The organism is Kribbella sp. NPDC054772 (assembly GCF_053611945.1).
Genome location: NZ_JBSHBJ010000001.1, coordinates 265997 through 282205 on the forward strand (window position 1 = coordinate 265997; position 16209 = coordinate 282205).

A 16209-nucleotide genomic window follows, 5' to 3' on the forward strand; every position below is an offset into this window, starting at 1 on the left:
GCGGCGCCCCACCCCCCGTATAAAAAAAAAAAAAAAAAAAACCCCCCCTGCGCGCCGGCCCCCACCCCCCCCCCCGCCTCTCAGGTATTTACCCAGGTAGGCGGTACATCTGGCGGTCCAGTGGCTCGACGAGGCCGTCGGCGACCAGACCGTCCAGGGCGCGCTCGCGTTGCACCGCGTCCGGCCAGCAGGCATCGAGCTCGGACTTCGGCACGGTGGCTGCCGCAGAGCGCAGTACCGCGAGCAGGCGGCCGCGGGCCTGGCGGTCGGTGCCTTCGTAGGTCTGGCCGCGGCGCGGAGGGCCGTCGTACGGCGGGCTGCCGGCGAGCACCCAGGCGCACTGGGACTGGATCGGGCAGTCGGCGCAGCGCGGCGTACGGGCGGTGCAGATCAGGGCGCCGAGCTCCATCGAGGCGACGGCCCAGCGGGCGGCGGTGCGTTCGTCGGCCGGCAGGGCGGTGACCGCGAGGCGCTGGTCCGCGGCGGTGGGGGAGATGCTCGGCTGGGCGACACCGGTCAGGGCGCGCGCGAGGACGCGGCGGACGTTGGTGTCGACGACGGCGTGCCGCTGGCCGTAGGCGAAGGACGCGATCGCGGCGGCGGTGTAGGTGCCGACGCCGGGCAACGCGAGCAGGTCTGCATGGTCGTCCGGTACCTCGCCACCGTGACGCTCCACAATCGCCTGAGCCGCTGCGTGTAGCCGGAGTGCACGCCTGGGGTACCCGAGGCGGTCCCAGGCCCGCACAGCCTCACCAGGAGCCTCTGTGGCCAGGTCCACCGGCTTCGGCCACCGCTGCATCCACCGCTGGTACGCCGGCAGCACCCGAGTGACCGGTGTCTGCTGCAGCATGAACTCGCTGACCATGACCGCCCACGCCCCGGCGTCCGGCTCCCGCCACGGGAGGGTGCGCTTGTTGGCGTCGTACCAGGTCAGCACTGTGTCATGGAGGTCATGGAGAGCGCCGGCTAACGGCGAGCCTGAGTGGTCCAGCACAGAGCCGATATTAGAGTGCGCTTCATGAGCAGCCTGCTCCGTCCGGTCGGGCACCTGCCCGCCAGCGTGTACTGGTTCCGCCGGGGACTGGTGCTCGCGGTCGTAGTTGTGCTGATCTTCCTGATCTCGCGCCTGTTCGCCGGTGGTGGCGACGACACCAAGGACGCCGCCTCGACCGACCCGCAGCCGAACCCGACGGGCGCGCCGCCGGCCAGCGCGCCGAGCACCTCGCTCAGCAGCACTCCCAGTACGACGCCGACGTCCACCCAGACGTCCACGCCGACGTCCACTCCGAAGCCGACCCGGACGACACCGCCCGGGGACCAGCCGTGCAAGGGCGCCGACGTCCGCATCGACGCACTGCCCGCGAACCGGAAGATCGCCTCCGGCTCCGCGCTGAACTTCGTCGTCCAGCTGACCCCGGTCAGCGACGCGTGCAAGGCAACCATCGGCGCCGACCGGCTGACAGTCACGGTGACCTCGGGCAACGACCTGATCTGGAGCTCCACGCAGTGCGAGAAGGCGATCCAGACCGCCACCCTCGTCGTTGCCAAGGGCAAGCAAGCGGCGGTCACCGTGCCGTGGAACGGACAGCGGTCCAGGCCTGGCTGCCTGCCGGGTCAACCGGTCGCCAAGCCTGGCACCTATGTCGTCAAGGCCGAGTACGACGGGCGCCTGTCCGGAGCCCAGGCCTTCCAGGTCGTCTGATCAGCTCGCTTCGGCGGCAGGCTGCGTCGCGTCGGCCTGCTTGCGCAGGTAGGTCGGGGCCGTGAACATCAAGGCCGCGGCGAGTCCGATCAGCAACACGATCGCCGGCAGGATCAGCGACTGCGCCATCGAGTCACTGAACCCCTGACGAACGACCTCAGGCAGCTTCCCACCGGAGAACCCCTCACCCGTCGGCGCGCCACCGCCCGCGAGCCTCGGCAGGTTGTGCGCCAGCCGCGACTCCATCAGTACGGCGATACTCGCGCTACCGAGGACGGCGCCGACCTGCCGCGTCGTGTTGTAGACGCCGGCGCCCGCCCCGGCCTGGTGCATCGGGAGGTTCCGCGTGGCCGTCGTACCGATCGGGGCCCACATGAAGCCGTTCGCGACACCGAGCAGCGCGATCGGCAGCAGCAGCTCCCAGATCGGTACGTCGGGCTCGATCACCTGGCTCATCCAGAACATCGACACCGAGCAGCACAGCAGTCCGAACCCGGCGATGAACCGCGGCGGCGTCCGGTCGACCAATCGGCCGACCCACGGCGCCAACGCGCCGGAGATGACCGCCATCGGCACCAGCAGCAGCGCCGCGCGGGTCGGGGACAGACCGCGGACCGCCTGCGCCCACAGCATCAGCGGGAACGCCATCGCGGTGATCGCGAACCCGACGGTGGTGATCGCGACGTTCGCCAGCGAGAAGTTGCGGTCCTTGAACAGGCCGAGCGGCAGCAACGGTTCGCCGCGGGTCCGGGACTGCCAGAAGACGAAGATCGCCAGCACGACCACGCCCGAGATGATCAGCGACCAGACCGAGATCGGGCCCTTGATCTGGCCCCAGTCGTACTTCTGTCCCTCCTGGATCCCGAACACCAGCAGGAACAGCCCGACCGCGCTCAGTGCGACACCGATCAGGTCGAACTTGTGCTTGTGTGTCGGCAGGTTCGGCACCAGGCGCATCGCCAGGACGAACCCGACCAGGCCGACCGGTGCGTTCACGAAGAAGATCCACTGCCAGCCGAGTCCGTCGACGAGTACGCCGCCGAGGATCGGGCCGACCAGCGTCGCCACGCCGGCCGTCGCGCCCCACAGGCTCATCGCGCGGCCGCGCTGGTTCGGCGGGAAGATCCGGGTGATCACCGCCATCGTCTGCGGCGTCATCATCGAGGCGCCGAGCCCCTGGAAGACCCGGGCCACGATCAGCATCTCGATGGTGTTGGTCAGACCGCACCAGACCGACGCCAGCGTGAACAACGCCAACCCGGTCAGGTAGAGCTTCTTCGGGCCGACCCGATCACCGAGCCGCCCGGTGATCAGCAGCGGGACGGCGTACGCGAGCAGGTAGGCGCTGGTCACCCAGACCACCGTGCCGACGTTGGACCCGAAGTCCTCGAGGATCGCCGGGGTGGCGACCGAGACGATGGTCGAGTCGACCAGGATCATGAAGAAGCCGAGCACCAGCGCCCACAAGGCCGGCCAGGGCCGGACCTCCGGCCTCACTGCGTCTTGGTTCTGCGGGGTTGCCATTCCAGGTCCTTGCTCTCGATACGTTCGATGGTGGTGGCGAGCCAGTCCCGCTCCGCCGCGAGCTGGCCGCGGACGTAGCTGCCGGCCATCCAGTACGGCTCGGGCACGCACCGGGCCGCGGCGCCGGCGAGCGCGTCGTCGATCTCGGTGAGCTGCATCTCGAGGTCCGCGACGCGGCGGCGGAACCGCAGTACGGCGTCCTCGGGGTCGAGGTTGTGCGCCTCGCTCAGCACCACCGGGAACAGCGGGTACTCGTAGGCGTACTCCTCGATCGCGGTCTCCACCCGCGACTTCAGCGCCTCGGAGCCCTCCGGAGTGATCTCGTACGTCGTGCGCTCGGGGCGGTTGCCGGCGCGCTCGGTGCCGATCGCGCGCACGTACTTCTGGCCGGCCAGCCGCTCGACGGTGTGGTAGAGCGAGCCCGGGCGGACCTTGAGCAGCCGGTCGTTGTGGCGCGTGATCAGCACTTGGTACATCTCATAAGCGTGCATCGACCGCTCCTCGAGCAACGCCAGCACCGAGATCGCCAGCGGGGTGAGGTCAGCCATGGTGCTCCACTCGGATTGTTCCACACGAAATGTTCCACCTGGAGTATTACCCCGACCTACCTGTCCCCGCAACCCGGGGTTATCCCCTGGTGGTGGGGGTTCTCTGCTCGTCTACCAACGAAGAACCCCCAGCGCGAGGGGATAACCCTCCTCGTGCTGGGGGTGGTTGAGCGTCGGTTCGGCTCGGTGGGTCAGACGTAGCGTTCGAGGATGCTGGATTCGGCTAGGCGGGAGAGGCCTTCGCGGACGGTGCGGGCGCGGTTCTCGCCGACTCCTTCGACGGTTTGCAGGTCGTCGATGCTTGCTGCGAGCAACTTCTGCAGGTGGCCGAAGTGGTCGATCAAGCGATCGATCACCGCACCGGGCAGGCGCGGCACCTTGGCGAGCAGGCGGTAGCCGCGCGGGGTGACCGCCGCGTCGAGCTGCTCGGCGCCGCCGAGTTGCAGAGCCCGCGCCACCTGGCCGATGTCGAGCAGGTCGCCGGGGGAGACCGCGTCGAGTTCGCCGAGTACGTCGTCGGCGGTCTTCGGGCGGCGGCCGGTCGCGGGCGGGAGGTAGTCGCGGACCACCAGTTCGCGTTCGCCGGCGACTCCGGCGACGAGTTCGTTGAGCTGCAGAGTGAGCAGGCGGCCGTCGGTGCCGAGCTCGACGACGTACCCGTCGATCTCGGTGGCGATCCGGCGGACCATCTCGAGCCGCTGCGCGACCGCGGCCACGTCGCGGACGGTGACCAGGTCCTCGATCTCCAGGGCGGACAGCGTCCCGGACACCTCGTCGAGGCGCAGCTTGTACCGCTCGAGCGTGGCCAGCGCCTGGTTCGCGCGGGACAGGATCGCTCCGGAGTCCTCGAGCACGTAGCGCTGGTCGTCGACGTACAGCGCGATGATGTGCATCGACTGCGACACCGAGATCACTGGGAACCCGGTCTGCCGCGCGACCCGGTCGGCGGTCCGGTGCCGGGTGCCGGTCTCCTGGGTGACGATCGCCGGGTCCGGCATCAGGTGGACGGCGGCCTGGATCAGCCGGGTCGCGTCGCGGTCGAGGATGATCGCGCCGTCCATCTTGCTGAGCTCGCGCAATCCGGTCGCCGTGAACTCGACGTCGATCTCGAAGCCGCCGGTCGAGATCGCGTCGACGGCCTTGTCATGACCGAGCACGATCAGTGCGCCGGTTCGCCCGCGCAGGATCCGTTCCAGGCCTTCGCGCAGCTCGGTGCCGGGTGCCACCGCCGCGAGCGTCGCGCGCAGCCGGGCGCCGGTGCTGTTCTTGTCCGTGTTCGGTGCCACGGAACCTGAGTCTATGCGGTCCTGCGGACGCTGTTGCGCGGATATCTGCTGCCCGCACGTGAGCACCGGCCGCGCTACGGTTTGCAACCGCCGGTGCGCGTGCACCAGCCCGTGCATCCGGACCGTGCACTCCGGCTTTCCCGCGTGGACGAAGGCCGGAGCGGTACGACGCCTGCCGCGTCAGGGGCAGCGGATGACCTGACCGGCGTACGACAGACCGCCGCCGAATCCGAACAGCAGTACCGGCGCGCCGCTCGGGATCTCGCGCTTCTCGACCAGCTTCGACAGCGCGATCGGGATGCTCGCGGCCGAGGTGTTGCCGGACTCCACGACGTCCTTGGCGACCACCGCGTTGACCGCGCCGAGGCGCTTCGCGAGCGGCTCGATGATCCGCAGGTTCGCCTGGTGCAGGACGACGCCGCCGAGTTCCTCGGGCTTCAGGCCGGCCTTCGCGCAGACCTGCTGGGCGATCTCCGGCAGCTGCGTGGTGGCCCAGCGGAAGACACTCAGGCCCTCCTGCTGGAACGGGCCTTCGCGGCCCTCGATCCGGACCGCGTCCGACATCTCCGGCACCGAGCCCCAGACGACCGGGCCGATCTCCGGCTCGTCGCTGGCCACCAGTACGGCGGCGCCGGCGCCGTCACCGATCAGCACGCAGGTGGTGCGGTCGGTCCAGTCCGTCCAGTCGCTGAGCTTCTCCACGCCGATCACCAGCGCCTTGCTCGCGGCGCCGGCGCGGATCGCCTGGTCGGCGGTCGCCATCGCATAGGCGAAACCCGAGCAGGCGGTGTTCACGTCGATGGCGGCCGGGTTGCCGAGGCCGAGCCGGGCGGCGACGCGGGCCGCGATGTTCGGCGACCGGTCGATCGCGGTGCAGGTCGCGACCACCACGTAGTCGATCTCGGTGACGTCGATGCCGGCGTTCGCGACGGCCTTGTCGGCGGCCCGCCAGGCCATCTCGTCGACGGACTCGTCGGGCGCCGCGATCCGGCGTTCCCGGATGCCGACCCGGCTCTGGATCCACTCGTCGTTGGTCTCGACCATGGTGGCGAGCTCGTCGTTGGTGAGCACCCGTTCCGGCTGGTAGTGGCCGAGCGCGACAACTCTTGATCCGGTCATCAGGTGCTCCTGCAGTCATCCGGGGGACGCCCGGGTTCGACGCTGAACCCGGCGGGGGCGGTCCCCAGAGTACGTTCCCGGTCCGCCTGCTGGTGATCCCCCGTCTCACCTGTGGCGAGCACCACAGCCCGTCAGGCGAGACCGGCGGCCATCAGCGCGGACGGCAGGTCCGGGGCCGCGAAGGTGCGCAGGCCGTACTTCTTCTGGATGTCCATCGGCTTCATGTCCTTGCTCCGGTTCGGGATGTCGGCCGGCACGATCGCCTTGGTGAACCCGAGGCGTGCCGCCTCCGCGAGCCGCTTCTCCAGACCGCCGACGCGACGCACCTCACCGGCCAGCCCGACCTCGCCGATCGCGATCAGCCCGGGGTGGATCGGCTTGTCCATCACCGAGGACGCGACCGCGATCGCCACCGACAGGTCCGCGACCGGCTCGGTGATCTTCACGCCGCCGACCGTGGCGACGTACACCTCCTGGTCGGTCAGCTTCAGGCCGACGCGGTTCCCGAGGACGGCGAGCACCATCGCGACCCGCGACGACTCCAGGCCCGACGTCGTACGGCGTGGTTGGGGCGCTGCCGACGGGCCGACCAGGGCCTGCACCTCGGCGAGCAGCGGGCGGCGGCCCTCCATCATCACCGTCACGCACGTCCCGGCGACGGGCTCGGCGTGCTCGGAGACGAACAGACCGGTCGGGTCGGTGACCTCGACGATCCCGGTGTCGACCATGTCGAAGCAGCCCACCTCGTCCGAGGGGCCGAACCGGTTCTTGGTCGCGCGCACCATCCGGAACCCGGAGTGCCGGTCGCCGTCGAAGGCGAGCACCACGTCGACCAGGTGCTCGAGCATCCGCGGACCGGCGATCGCGCCTTCCTTGGTCACGTGGCCGACCAGCACGACCGCGATGTGCCGTTCCTTCGCGAGCCGGACCAGCGCACCGGTCACCTCACGGACCTGCGTGACACCACCCGGGGCGCCGTCGACCTCCGGGTGCGCCATGGTCTGCACCGAGTCGATCACCAGGAACGACGGCTCGACCGCGTCGACCTGGCCGACCACCGCGGACAGGTCGGTCTCGGCCGCGAGGTACAGCTCGTCGACCAGCGCGTCGGTCCGCCCGGCCCGGAGCCGGACCTGCGCGGCCGACTCCTCACCCGAGACGTACAACGTCCGCTGGCCGCCGCGCGCCGACTGCGCCGCGACCTCCAGCAGCAGCGTGGACTTCCCGACGCCGGGCTCACCCGCGAGCAGGATCACCGCGCCCGGTACGACGCCGCCGCCGAGCACCCGGTCGAGCTCGCCGATCCCGGTCGGGCGGGACTCGGCCTCGATCGCGGACACCTTGGCGATCGGCATCGCCGGCGACGACACCGGGCCCGCGGTGATCCGCGCGGCCTTCGGCGCGCCGACCTCGGCGACCGTCCCCCAGGCCTGGCACTCACCACACCGACCGATCCAGCGCGCGGAGGTCCAGCCACACTCCGAGCACGCGTACGCCGGCTTGCCCTTCGCCTGAGTCGCCGCCTTCGCCATGGGGACCAACCTAGGTGACGGCCCCGACAATTCGGTTCATCGCGTGAAGAAGTCACGCACGCGCTTGAGCCAGCCGGCCGCCACGAGGTGTGGCAGGTCGTCCTCGACGACGGGTGGTTCGGAGGCCTGGCGGGCGGCGGCGAGGTACTTCGTCAGGATCTCGCTCTCCGAGGTGCGCAGCATCGCGCTCTGTTCCAGGTGGTCGAGAGCGGCGTCGTGGCGGCCGGTGATGACTTCCGCGGAGCCGAGATGCTGGAGGCATCGGGCGTGGCCTTCGCGCTCGTCGACCTCGCCGTACAGGTGTGCCGCGTGCGTCCAGCGGCTGGCGGCCTCGTGCTTGTTGCGCTGGATCCACGCGGCCACACCCATCAGCTCCAGTGCGTGGGCCTGTGCGCTCAGGTCACCGGCAGCGGCTGCGCGAGCGAGGGCCGGTCGCAGCTGGTCGAGCGCCGCTTCGGCGTCCTGCCGGTAGAGGTGCACGACGGCGAGGTTGATGCCGATCGCGATCTCGGCGGCGAGGTCGGGTCCGGGCCGGCTCAGGCGTGCGTCGTCGAGCCGGTCGCGGGCGTTGAGGACGGCCTCGTCGCGATCGTTGCCGGCCGGTGAGCGGTCGGCGCGGGCCAGGTGGAGCAGTGCACGTTCGACCTGGCGCCGGGTCGTCAGCGCGGCCGCTGTCCGGTTGTGGGTCGCGACGTTGTCGGAGATGCCGAGTCGCGTGCTGGCCGTATCCAGGTCACCCATCATCCGGTACGCCGTTGCCGCGCGTGCCGCACCGAGCTCGGCCAGGTCCCGGCGCGCGCACGCTTCGGCGGCAGCGCTCAGCAGCTCGCTCAATTGCAGCAGCGCTTCCGGATCGGCACGTCGTACGTACCAGGCCTCCAGCGCGTCGCAGATCCGCGCATAGTCGTCGATGGTGTCGGTACGCGCCTTCTCGTCCACCAGAAGCTTGAGGAGCTGCACCTGGTTGTTCTCGTACCACTCGGCCGCGGACATCCCACCGGCCTCTGAACCGAGAGCGATCATCCACTGCTCGGCCTCATCGGCAGCCGTACGAAGCTCAGGAGTGCCTGGTACGTCGTGTCCTGCGTGCCGGAGTGTCGGGCCGTACTGGACGATCGTGATCACGCCGAGCAGTGCTGTGATGCCGAGGCCGACCCACTGCACCACACCACCGCTGTCGAGGCTCTGGTTCAGCAGCTCCGAGGCAAGGCCGGTCAGGAGCGCGGACGCGACCGTCCCGATGATGAGCTGGAAGCGGCGAGTCCGGGACGTCTCCTCCCGTCGCTCTGGCTCTTGCCCAGGCGGCTGTTCTGCTGGCTCTTCAGGTGGTTTCGGCTCTTCACTCATGGCCGGCTCCCCGTCGTCAGTCCGCGCACCACGGTCCGCCAGAACGACAGCATCAGCACCACCGGCGCAATTGAAGCGACCACAGCCGCGGCAGCGACCGGTCCGCTCGATGCGGAGAACTGGCGCGCCTCACCCCACAACACCAGCGACAAAGGCGTCGTACCCGGGCCGCTGATCAGGAAGCCGACGATGAAGTCGTTCCAGACCAATGCGAACTCCAGCACCGCTACGGCGATCAGCGCGGGGCGATACGTGCGCTGAACAGTCGCCAGTACGGCGCTCTGCCGCACAGGCCCCTGCAGCGCTTCAGAAACCAACGCCGGCGGGGCTGACGCGAACGCGGACCGCAGCAGCAGTACGGCGAACGGCAGACCCGCGGCCGCATGTACCAGCGCCAAGGCGATCCGGGACCCGGCCAGTCCAGCCGCATCGATCGCGTCTCGCAGCGGAGCGGCGTACATCTGGACTGGCGTGACTGCGAGTACTACGAAGACCGCCATCACCACGCGGCCGAGTCGGGTCGGCAGACCGCCCCAGGCGACCAGGTAAGCAGTCGGTACGGCGATCACGAGCAGGACTGCTGTCGCTGCGCCCGCGATGATCAGCGTGGACAGCAGCGCCCGGAAGAGCCCGACGTTAGCGGCCGCTGCGAAGGAGGAGAACCCGAGTCCGGACAGCGACCACCAGCCGCGGACACCTGCCTCGCGTGGTGAGTGCAGTGCGGTCGCGACCAGGATGACGGCCGGGAAGATCCACACCAGCGCGACAGCGAAGCCGATCAGCCAGCCGTACCGGCGTACCGCTCTGCCTGGTTTCGGCCGCTCCAGTGAGGAATCCGGCCGGACGACGGTCACCGGCATCGCCCACCGGCGCCGACGAAGACCGCGTACTCCGATCAGCCCGACTGCCGCGACGATCGCGAACAGCACGAGACCCAGTGCTGCCGTGCGTCCGGTGTCTCCACCGGTCGTTGTCGCACGCCACCAGTTCAGCCCGAGTACGTCGGCAGACCGCTGCATAGACCCCGGTACGACGATCAGTACCAGGTCGAAGACCCGCACTGCCGCGATGACAACTGTCAGCGTGACCACGCCGGTGATGGGCCGCAGCAACGGGATCTCCAGCGCCCGCACTCGCCGCCACCCGCGCACGCCCTCCGCTGTCATCGTGCGGGTCACGTCGTCCGGTATGGCGTCCAGACCGGCGCGGAACAGCGAGACGACGTACCCGAGCCAGGTCCAGCCGAAGGCGGACACCAGCACCAGCCAGAACAGACCAGGGCCCAGCCAGACCTGACTCGAACCGAACAGTCGCGTGAAGACCGCCGTGACCGTCCCACGCTCTGGCGTCGGGTCGAACAGCAGCCGGAACGTCGCACCGGACACCAGCACCGACACCGCGAACGGGATCACCAGCGCGGGCTGCAGGAACGTGGTGACCGCAGGGAGCCGATAACTCAACAATGCAAGGGCAAACCCGACCGCCACGGTCGCGAACGCCACGAGGACCCACAGCAGACTGTTGCCCACGGCATGCAGTGCGCCGGGGTCGCCCATCACTGCGAAGTTGCCGAGCCCGAAACCACTCGGTGTCCGGAACGCCGCCGCCACGGTGAACCCGATCGGTACGAGCAGCAGGCAGCTGAGCAGCAACGCCGGCAGGCCGAGCAGGTACGGTCCGGCCGGGCGGCGTGGTCTGCCAGGGACAGGGCGGCCGGTGATCTCGCGGCCGACGACCTCGAGAGACAGGCCGTGGGTGTGCAGTCCCATCAGCCCTCCTCCACCTTCCGCAGCGCTTCGATCGCGTCGTCCACCGCAGTAGGTACGACGAGCGGGCCGCGCCCGCCGACCGCGATCAGGAAGTCGGTCAGCACCCGCCACAGCCCGTTGATGTCGCCGATCCGGCCGAGCCGGTCGGACAGATCGAACTGGAGTTGCTCACCAGGTGCGGCCAGCTGTTCGGCGAGCAGGGTGAGCTCCGAGGAGTAGCCGGAGGTCCGGCCGTCCACCAGGAAGCCACCTTCCTTGATCCACGGGTCCGCGGCAGTTGGTGCGGACAACCGGCGTACCAGGTCGCGGGCGTCGTCCGTGGTGGGCTTCGGCAGCACCATCACGTCGCCGCCGACGACCACCGGTGCTGCTGCTCCCGGATTCATCGGCGGGAACGTGAACAGGTCGATGTCCTCGGGGTCTGCCGCGAACGTCCGGGCCACTGGTTCGGCGAAGTCGGAGGCGAGCACCATGGCCGCCCTGCGATGGCCGAACACCTCCACCAGCGCGTCGGGGAACTGCTGGACCAGTGACCCCTTCACTCCACCCGCCAGCGCATCCGGCGCGGACCACATCGTCCCGAGCAGCCGCAGCGCGGCGCCGAACTGTGGCTGCTGCGACGGACGCGGGTCTGCGGCCGTCGCAAGACCTGCGTACACCGACGGCGCGATACCCAACAGGATGTTCTCCAGGAAGTCGGTCAGCACCCAGCCGTCACCCGCGGCCAGCGACAGCGGTGTGATCCCGGCCTGCGTCAGCGTTCGGTTGAGCTCAAGCCACTCCGCCCACTGCCGAGGCGGTTGTACGCCGGCCTTCGCGAACACCGAGGGCCGGTACCAGACCGCTGATTTGTGCGCTGTCTTGAACGGCACGCCGTACGTCGTGCCGTCGTGGACCAGGAGCTCCTTCCACAGACGTGCTCGACCGAGTGGAGCGATGTCGTCCGGCATCTGCTCGAGGTCGTTGAGGTGGCGGGGGACCAGACCGGGCTGCGGCAGCATGACGATGTCCGGTCGCCGCGTGGTCCGGGCGCCGAACGCGGTGGAGATGTCGTCGCCGAGCGGTACGACCTCGACCGGGTAGCTCAGTGAGCCGAGACCGTCGAGGACCTTGTGGAACGCGCGCAGCTCCTGCCCACTCCAGCTGACGGCCACGCGGACCGCACGCCGCAGTCCCAGCACGTCACTCGAACAGCCGGCGACCAGCAAGGTGGCTGCGGTCCCCAGGAACGCCCGACGACTAGTCCGCATCGACGAATCCGGTCGTACGGGTCGTGCTGGTGGTGATGAGCAGCAGAGCGACGGACGGGAGGTCGGGGTTCGGGCGGATGGACAGCAGCGATCCCCAGGTCGGTAGGCCGGTCGCGTCCTCCAGCACGATCACCCGCGGGTAGGCGCTGAGCGCCCGGGCCACACCGGTGAGTCGACGGCGGCCAGGGGTGATCTCGTGGGGGTAGCGGTCCAGGATGTCCTCGAGACCGCAGTTCGTCGCCATTACCCGGCTTTGTTCTCGGGCCGCTTGTTTGGTGACCGGATGCGCGGTGCGGTGGCCGTGAATCACGTTGTCGAGCACAGTGAGGTGCGGAAGCAGTCCGCCTTCCGCGGGGACCAGCCGGACCAGTCCGCCAGCTAGGACGATCGCACCGGTCGGTGGCTCGTCCAGTCCGGTCACGATGTCGGCGAGGCGGCGCCGATCGCTGACATTGGGTACGACGACCGCACGCTGCTCACCGACGTCGATCCGGAGACGCTCCGGCAGCCCCGGCACGCTTTCGAGCAGCAGTCCGTCCATCCGTGGCTGGCGCCTCCCCAGAAAGCCCCGTCGAGTGGTTCGTTAACCCTATGAGGCCAAGAGGTCCGCTCGCAGGCACACAGAGTGTCGTTCAGAAGGTCCTGCTCCAGAGGTTGATCGCGTAGTCGACCTCGGAGCCCCGGTGCGAGGCGAGGATCCGGCGGGCGTCCTTCGGGGTGAACTCGATCTTGACCACCGCTTCGAGGTCGGCCCGGGACTCGAACCGCCAGCCCATGTCCAGCGGCGTCCGGTGCCAGCCCCGGTCGGTCCAGAACCGCTCCACCTCGGGCGCCTTGATCATCGGGTACGACGTCCTGAACCACTCCCCGAACGTCGACCGGCTCCCGTCGTTGTCGATCACGAACGCGGTCCCGCCGTGGCGCATCACCCGGTCGAGTTCGGCCAGTCCGGGCTCACACCCAGGGCCGAAGAAGTACGCCCAGCGCGCATGCATCACGTCGATCGACGCGTCCGGCACCGGCAGGCGCTGCGCCGTACCCTGGCGGACTTCGACGTTCGGCAAGGCGCGCGTACGGCGTTGCGCGGCCTCGGCCAGGGCACCGTGCGGTTCGACGCCGATCACCCGTCCGGCGGTCGCGGCGAACGTCGGCAGATGGAACCCGGTCCCGCAGCCGATGTCGAGCACCGTCGCGCCGGTCCAGTCCCGGATTGCCCGCATGGCCGGCTCGATCACGCCGTCCGGGTCGACCGCCCGGTTCTCGATCTCGTACACCTTCGGGTGGTGCCAGATGTTCGGGCTCGGAATCCCACCCTCGGCGATGCTCACCCGCTAAACCCTAGCTACGACCTGCTTGGTCGTAGCGGCGAGCAGGGCTGCCGGGACGAGCAAGATGCCGCAGAAGACCGCCAGCCAGTGGAAGCCGAGGGTGGCGAGGACCGGGCCGGCAGCTGTGCCCGAAAGGGAAGCCAGGACGCCCATCGTGAGGTCGGACAGACCCTGGGCCGACGTCCGGATGCCGTCCGGGACGGAACGGGACAGCAGCGTCGACCCGGCGACCAGACAGGCCGACCACCCGAGGCCGAGCGTGAACAGAGCCAGTCCGGTGAGCGCATGGGCGTCGTCGGGGGCGACCGCGGCCAGCGTCATCGCGACGGCGAGGATGCCGAGGCCGATGCCGATCGTGGGGATGCGGCCGAGCCGGTCGGCCATCCAGCCGGTGACTGGGGACAGCGCGTACATCCCGGCGACGTGCCCGCTGATGACAAAACCGACGATGGTCAGCGAGGCGCCGTGGTGCCGCAGGTGCACCGAGGTCATCGACATCACGCCGACCATCACCGCATGCGCGGTCGCGATGGCGAGCAGACCGAGGCGGGCGTGCGGGATGCTCATCACCTGCCGGAAGGTCTGGGCGAGTGGCTGGCGCTCCACCCGCTCCGGCCGGACCTGGCTGCGCATTCCGACCCACACGGTCGCGGAGCTCAGGCCGAAGGCGATCACCGAGAACACGTACGGCCCCGCCAGCGCCAGGATGCCGAGCGACGCCCCGACCGAACCGCCGACACCCGTCAGGTTCGGGCCGACGATGACGCCGATGGTGGTCGCCCAGACGACCACGCCCAGCGAACGGGCGACCCGGCTCGGGTCGGCGCCGTCGGTCGCGGCGTACCGGGACTGCAGGTTGGAGGCCGAGCCACTCCCGAACAGACAACCGGCCAGCAAGAGCAAGGGCAGCGAGCCGGCCTGCGCGGCGACGATCGTCAGCACTGCACCGACACAGGCGATCAGATAGCCGGTCGCCAGCGAGACCCGTCGGCCGCGCGACCGCGCCAGACCAGCCAGCGGTACGGCGACTGCGGCCGCACCCAGCGTGGTCGACGTGGCCACCAGTCCGGCCAGTGACGTCGACCCGGACACGTTCTCCGCGAGCAGTGCGGCGACCGCGAAACCACTCGCCGTCGCGACGCCTCCGAGCGCATTGCTCGCCACCAGCACCCGCAGGGTTGATCGCTGCCGCTCGCTTGTCACGGGCAAACCCTCTCATGAACCTGACAGCGAAGGTAGATCGATTGTTTGTGCTCGACATCATGGGTTCTGCGCAGTTCCGGACGGATATAGGATCGTCCTGACATAATTCGAGCCGCGCTTCCCCCTGGAGTCCGGATGTCCGACATCGCGATCGTCCCTGCCCCGCGAGAACTCACCGTCGACGAAGGGCGGTGGATCAGCGCCGACCCGGTCGGCGAGGCCGTCCGGGACGTGGTCGAGAACCTCGACCCGACCGAGTACCGCATCGACATCACCGCCGACGGTGCCCGGCTGTCGGCCGGTTCCGAGGAGGCGCTGCGGCACGCGGAGACGACGTACGCGCAGCTGGTCGAGGCCGCTGAGCCCGCTGAGGATGGCAAGGTCGCCGTACCGCTGGCTCGGGTCGCGGACGCGCCGCGATTCGCCTGGCGCGGGATGATGCTGGACGTCTCGCGGCACTTCATGCCGAAGGACTTCGTCCTCAAGGTCATCGACGTGCTCGCGCTGCACCGGCTGAACGTGCTGCACTTCCACCTCACCGACGACCAGGGCTGGCGGGTCGAGATCGAGGCGTACCCGAGGCTCACCGAGATCGGCGCGTGGCGGGCCGAGACCATGGTCGGCAAGATGTCGCACGGCCAGACCGAGTTCACCTACGACGGCACGCGGCACGGCGGGTTCTACACCAAGGCCGACCTGCGCGAGATCGTCGCGTACGCCGCCGAGCGCGGGATCACCGTCGTACCGGAGATCGATCTGCCCGGTCACATGCAGGCCGCGATCGCGGCGTACCCGGAGCTGGGGAACCACCCCGACCAGCAGCTGACCGTGCGGCAGTACTGGGGCATCAGCGACGACGTGCTGAACGTGAACGACGCGACGGTCGAGTTCGTGAAGACCGTGCTGCGTGAGGTGCTGGAGATCTTCCCGAGCGAGTACATCCACCTCGGCGGCGACGAGTGCCCGTCGGTGCAGTGGGCCGAGTCGGAGGAAGCGCGGAAGCGGCAGACCGAGCTCGGGCTGGACGAGCCCGGGCAGCTGCAGGGCTGGTTCACCGCGCAGGTCGCCGAGGTGCTCGCCGAGGAAGGGCGCCGACTGGTCGGCTGGGACGAGATGGTCGAGACCGACTGCCCGAAGGACGCGGTCATCATGGCCTGGCGGAGCGCGCAGCGCGGCGAGGTCGCGGCGAAGGCCGGTCACCAGGTCGTGATGGCGCCGTGCGAGTCGGTGTACTTCGACTACTACCAGCACGACCCGGCGACCGAGCCGCTGGCGATCGGCGGCAACATCCCGCTGAAGAAGGTGTACGACTTCGAGGTGCTCCCTGAGGCGCTCACCGATGAGGAGCAGGCGCTGATCATCGGGACCCAGTGCCAGATCTGGACCGAGTACATGGAAGGCCCGGAGCAGGTCGGCTACATGCTGCTGCCGCGACTGTCCGCCTTCGCCGAACGGGCCTGGGGCTCCCCGAAGGTCTCGTACGACGAGTTCGTCACCCGCCTCCGCCCGCACCTCGCGCGGATCGCGAAGCTCGGCGTGAACTACCGCCCCCTCGACTGAACCTCCACCCAGCGGCGAGGATGGGCCCGACGAGCGGAGGA

The 16209-nt window shown here is 69.5% G+C and carries 14 protein-coding genes; 2 read left to right on the top strand and 12 right to left on the bottom strand.

From position 1 onward, the window contains the following. Positions 1-88: 88 nt before the first annotated feature. On the bottom strand, positions 89-937 hold the full coding sequence (locus tag ACWGID_RS01355; protein ID WP_452193305.1) for an A/G-specific adenine glycosylase: 849 nt from the start codon (positions 935-937) through the stop codon (positions 89-91). 81 nt (positions 938-1018) lie between these two features. Between ACWGID_RS01355 and ACWGID_RS01360 the strand changes: the two genes are divergently transcribed. Beyond that, positions 1019-1702 (top strand): hypothetical protein, encoded by a 684-nt coding sequence (locus ACWGID_RS01360; RefSeq protein WP_452193307.1) that lies wholly within the window; start codon positions 1019-1021, stop codon positions 1700-1702. Here ACWGID_RS01360 and ACWGID_RS01365 read toward each other — a convergent pair whose 3' ends face one another. From ACWGID_RS01365 to ACWGID_RS01415, 11 genes are all read right to left on the bottom strand, one after another. Continuing rightward, on the bottom strand, positions 1703-3226 hold the full coding sequence (locus ACWGID_RS01365) for a DHA2 family efflux MFS transporter permease subunit (protein WP_452193308.1): 1524 nt from the start codon (positions 3224-3226) through the stop codon (positions 1703-1705). Then, positions 3196-3774: a PadR family transcriptional regulator gene (locus ACWGID_RS01370; protein ID WP_452193310.1), complete on the bottom strand. Its 579-nt coding sequence runs from the start codon at positions 3772-3774 to the stop codon at positions 3196-3198. The genes ACWGID_RS01365 and ACWGID_RS01370 overlap by 31 nt, the downstream gene beginning before the upstream one ends. Positions 3775-3965: 191 nt before the next feature. Further along, entirely contained in the window at positions 3966-5060 is a 1095-nt protein-coding gene (disA, locus tag ACWGID_RS01375; RefSeq protein WP_452193312.1) for a DNA integrity scanning diadenylate cyclase DisA, read from the bottom strand. A 180-nt stretch (positions 5061-5240) separates the two neighbouring features. Next, positions 5241-6179, bottom strand: coding sequence for a beta-ketoacyl-ACP synthase III (locus ACWGID_RS01380; RefSeq protein ID WP_452193314.1), 939 nt, complete (start codon positions 6177-6179; stop codon positions 5241-5243). Between the two features lie 131 nt (positions 6180-6310). Beyond that, complete coding sequence (radA, locus tag ACWGID_RS01385) at positions 6311-7711, bottom strand: DNA repair protein RadA (protein ID WP_452193316.1); 1401 nt, start codon at positions 7709-7711, stop codon at positions 6311-6313. Positions 7712-7747: 36 nt separating this feature from the next. Continuing rightward, positions 7748-9058: a hypothetical protein gene (locus ACWGID_RS01390; RefSeq protein WP_452193318.1), complete on the bottom strand. Its 1311-nt coding sequence runs from the start codon at positions 9056-9058 to the stop codon at positions 7748-7750. After that, positions 9055-10827 (bottom strand): sugar ABC transporter permease, encoded by a 1773-nt coding sequence (locus ACWGID_RS01395; RefSeq protein ID WP_452193319.1) that lies wholly within the window; start codon positions 10825-10827, stop codon positions 9055-9057. Before ACWGID_RS01395 ends, ACWGID_RS01390 begins: the two co-directional genes overlap by 4 nt. Next, the gene (locus ACWGID_RS01400) at positions 10827-12077 is read right to left on the bottom strand and encodes an ABC transporter substrate-binding protein (RefSeq protein ID WP_452193321.1); all 1251 of its coding nucleotides are present in this window, start codon (positions 12075-12077) and stop codon (positions 10827-10829) included. Before ACWGID_RS01400 ends, ACWGID_RS01395 begins: the two co-directional genes overlap by 1 nt. Next, positions 12067-12618 carry a hypothetical protein gene (locus tag ACWGID_RS01405; protein WP_452193322.1) on the bottom strand — a complete coding sequence of 184 codons (552 nt, stop codon included), beginning with the start codon at positions 12616-12618 and terminating at the stop codon, positions 12067-12069. Before ACWGID_RS01405 ends, ACWGID_RS01400 begins: the two co-directional genes overlap by 11 nt. Before the next feature lie 91 nt (positions 12619-12709). Then, positions 12710-13405, bottom strand: a complete 696-nt coding sequence (locus ACWGID_RS01410; RefSeq protein WP_452193324.1) for a class I SAM-dependent methyltransferase — start codon at positions 13403-13405, stop codon at positions 12710-12712. A 3-nt stretch (positions 13406-13408) separates the two neighbouring features. Beyond that, the gene (locus ACWGID_RS01415; protein ID WP_452193326.1) at positions 13409-14608 is read right to left on the bottom strand and encodes an MFS transporter; all 1200 of its coding nucleotides are present in this window, start codon (positions 14606-14608) and stop codon (positions 13409-13411) included. A 135-nt stretch (positions 14609-14743) separates the two neighbouring features. Between ACWGID_RS01415 and ACWGID_RS01420 the strand changes: the two genes are divergently transcribed. Continuing rightward, complete coding sequence (locus ACWGID_RS01420) at positions 14744-16168, top strand: beta-N-acetylhexosaminidase (protein WP_452193328.1); 1425 nt, start codon at positions 14744-14746, stop codon at positions 16166-16168. The last annotated feature ends 41 nt before the right edge of the window (positions 16169-16209 follow it).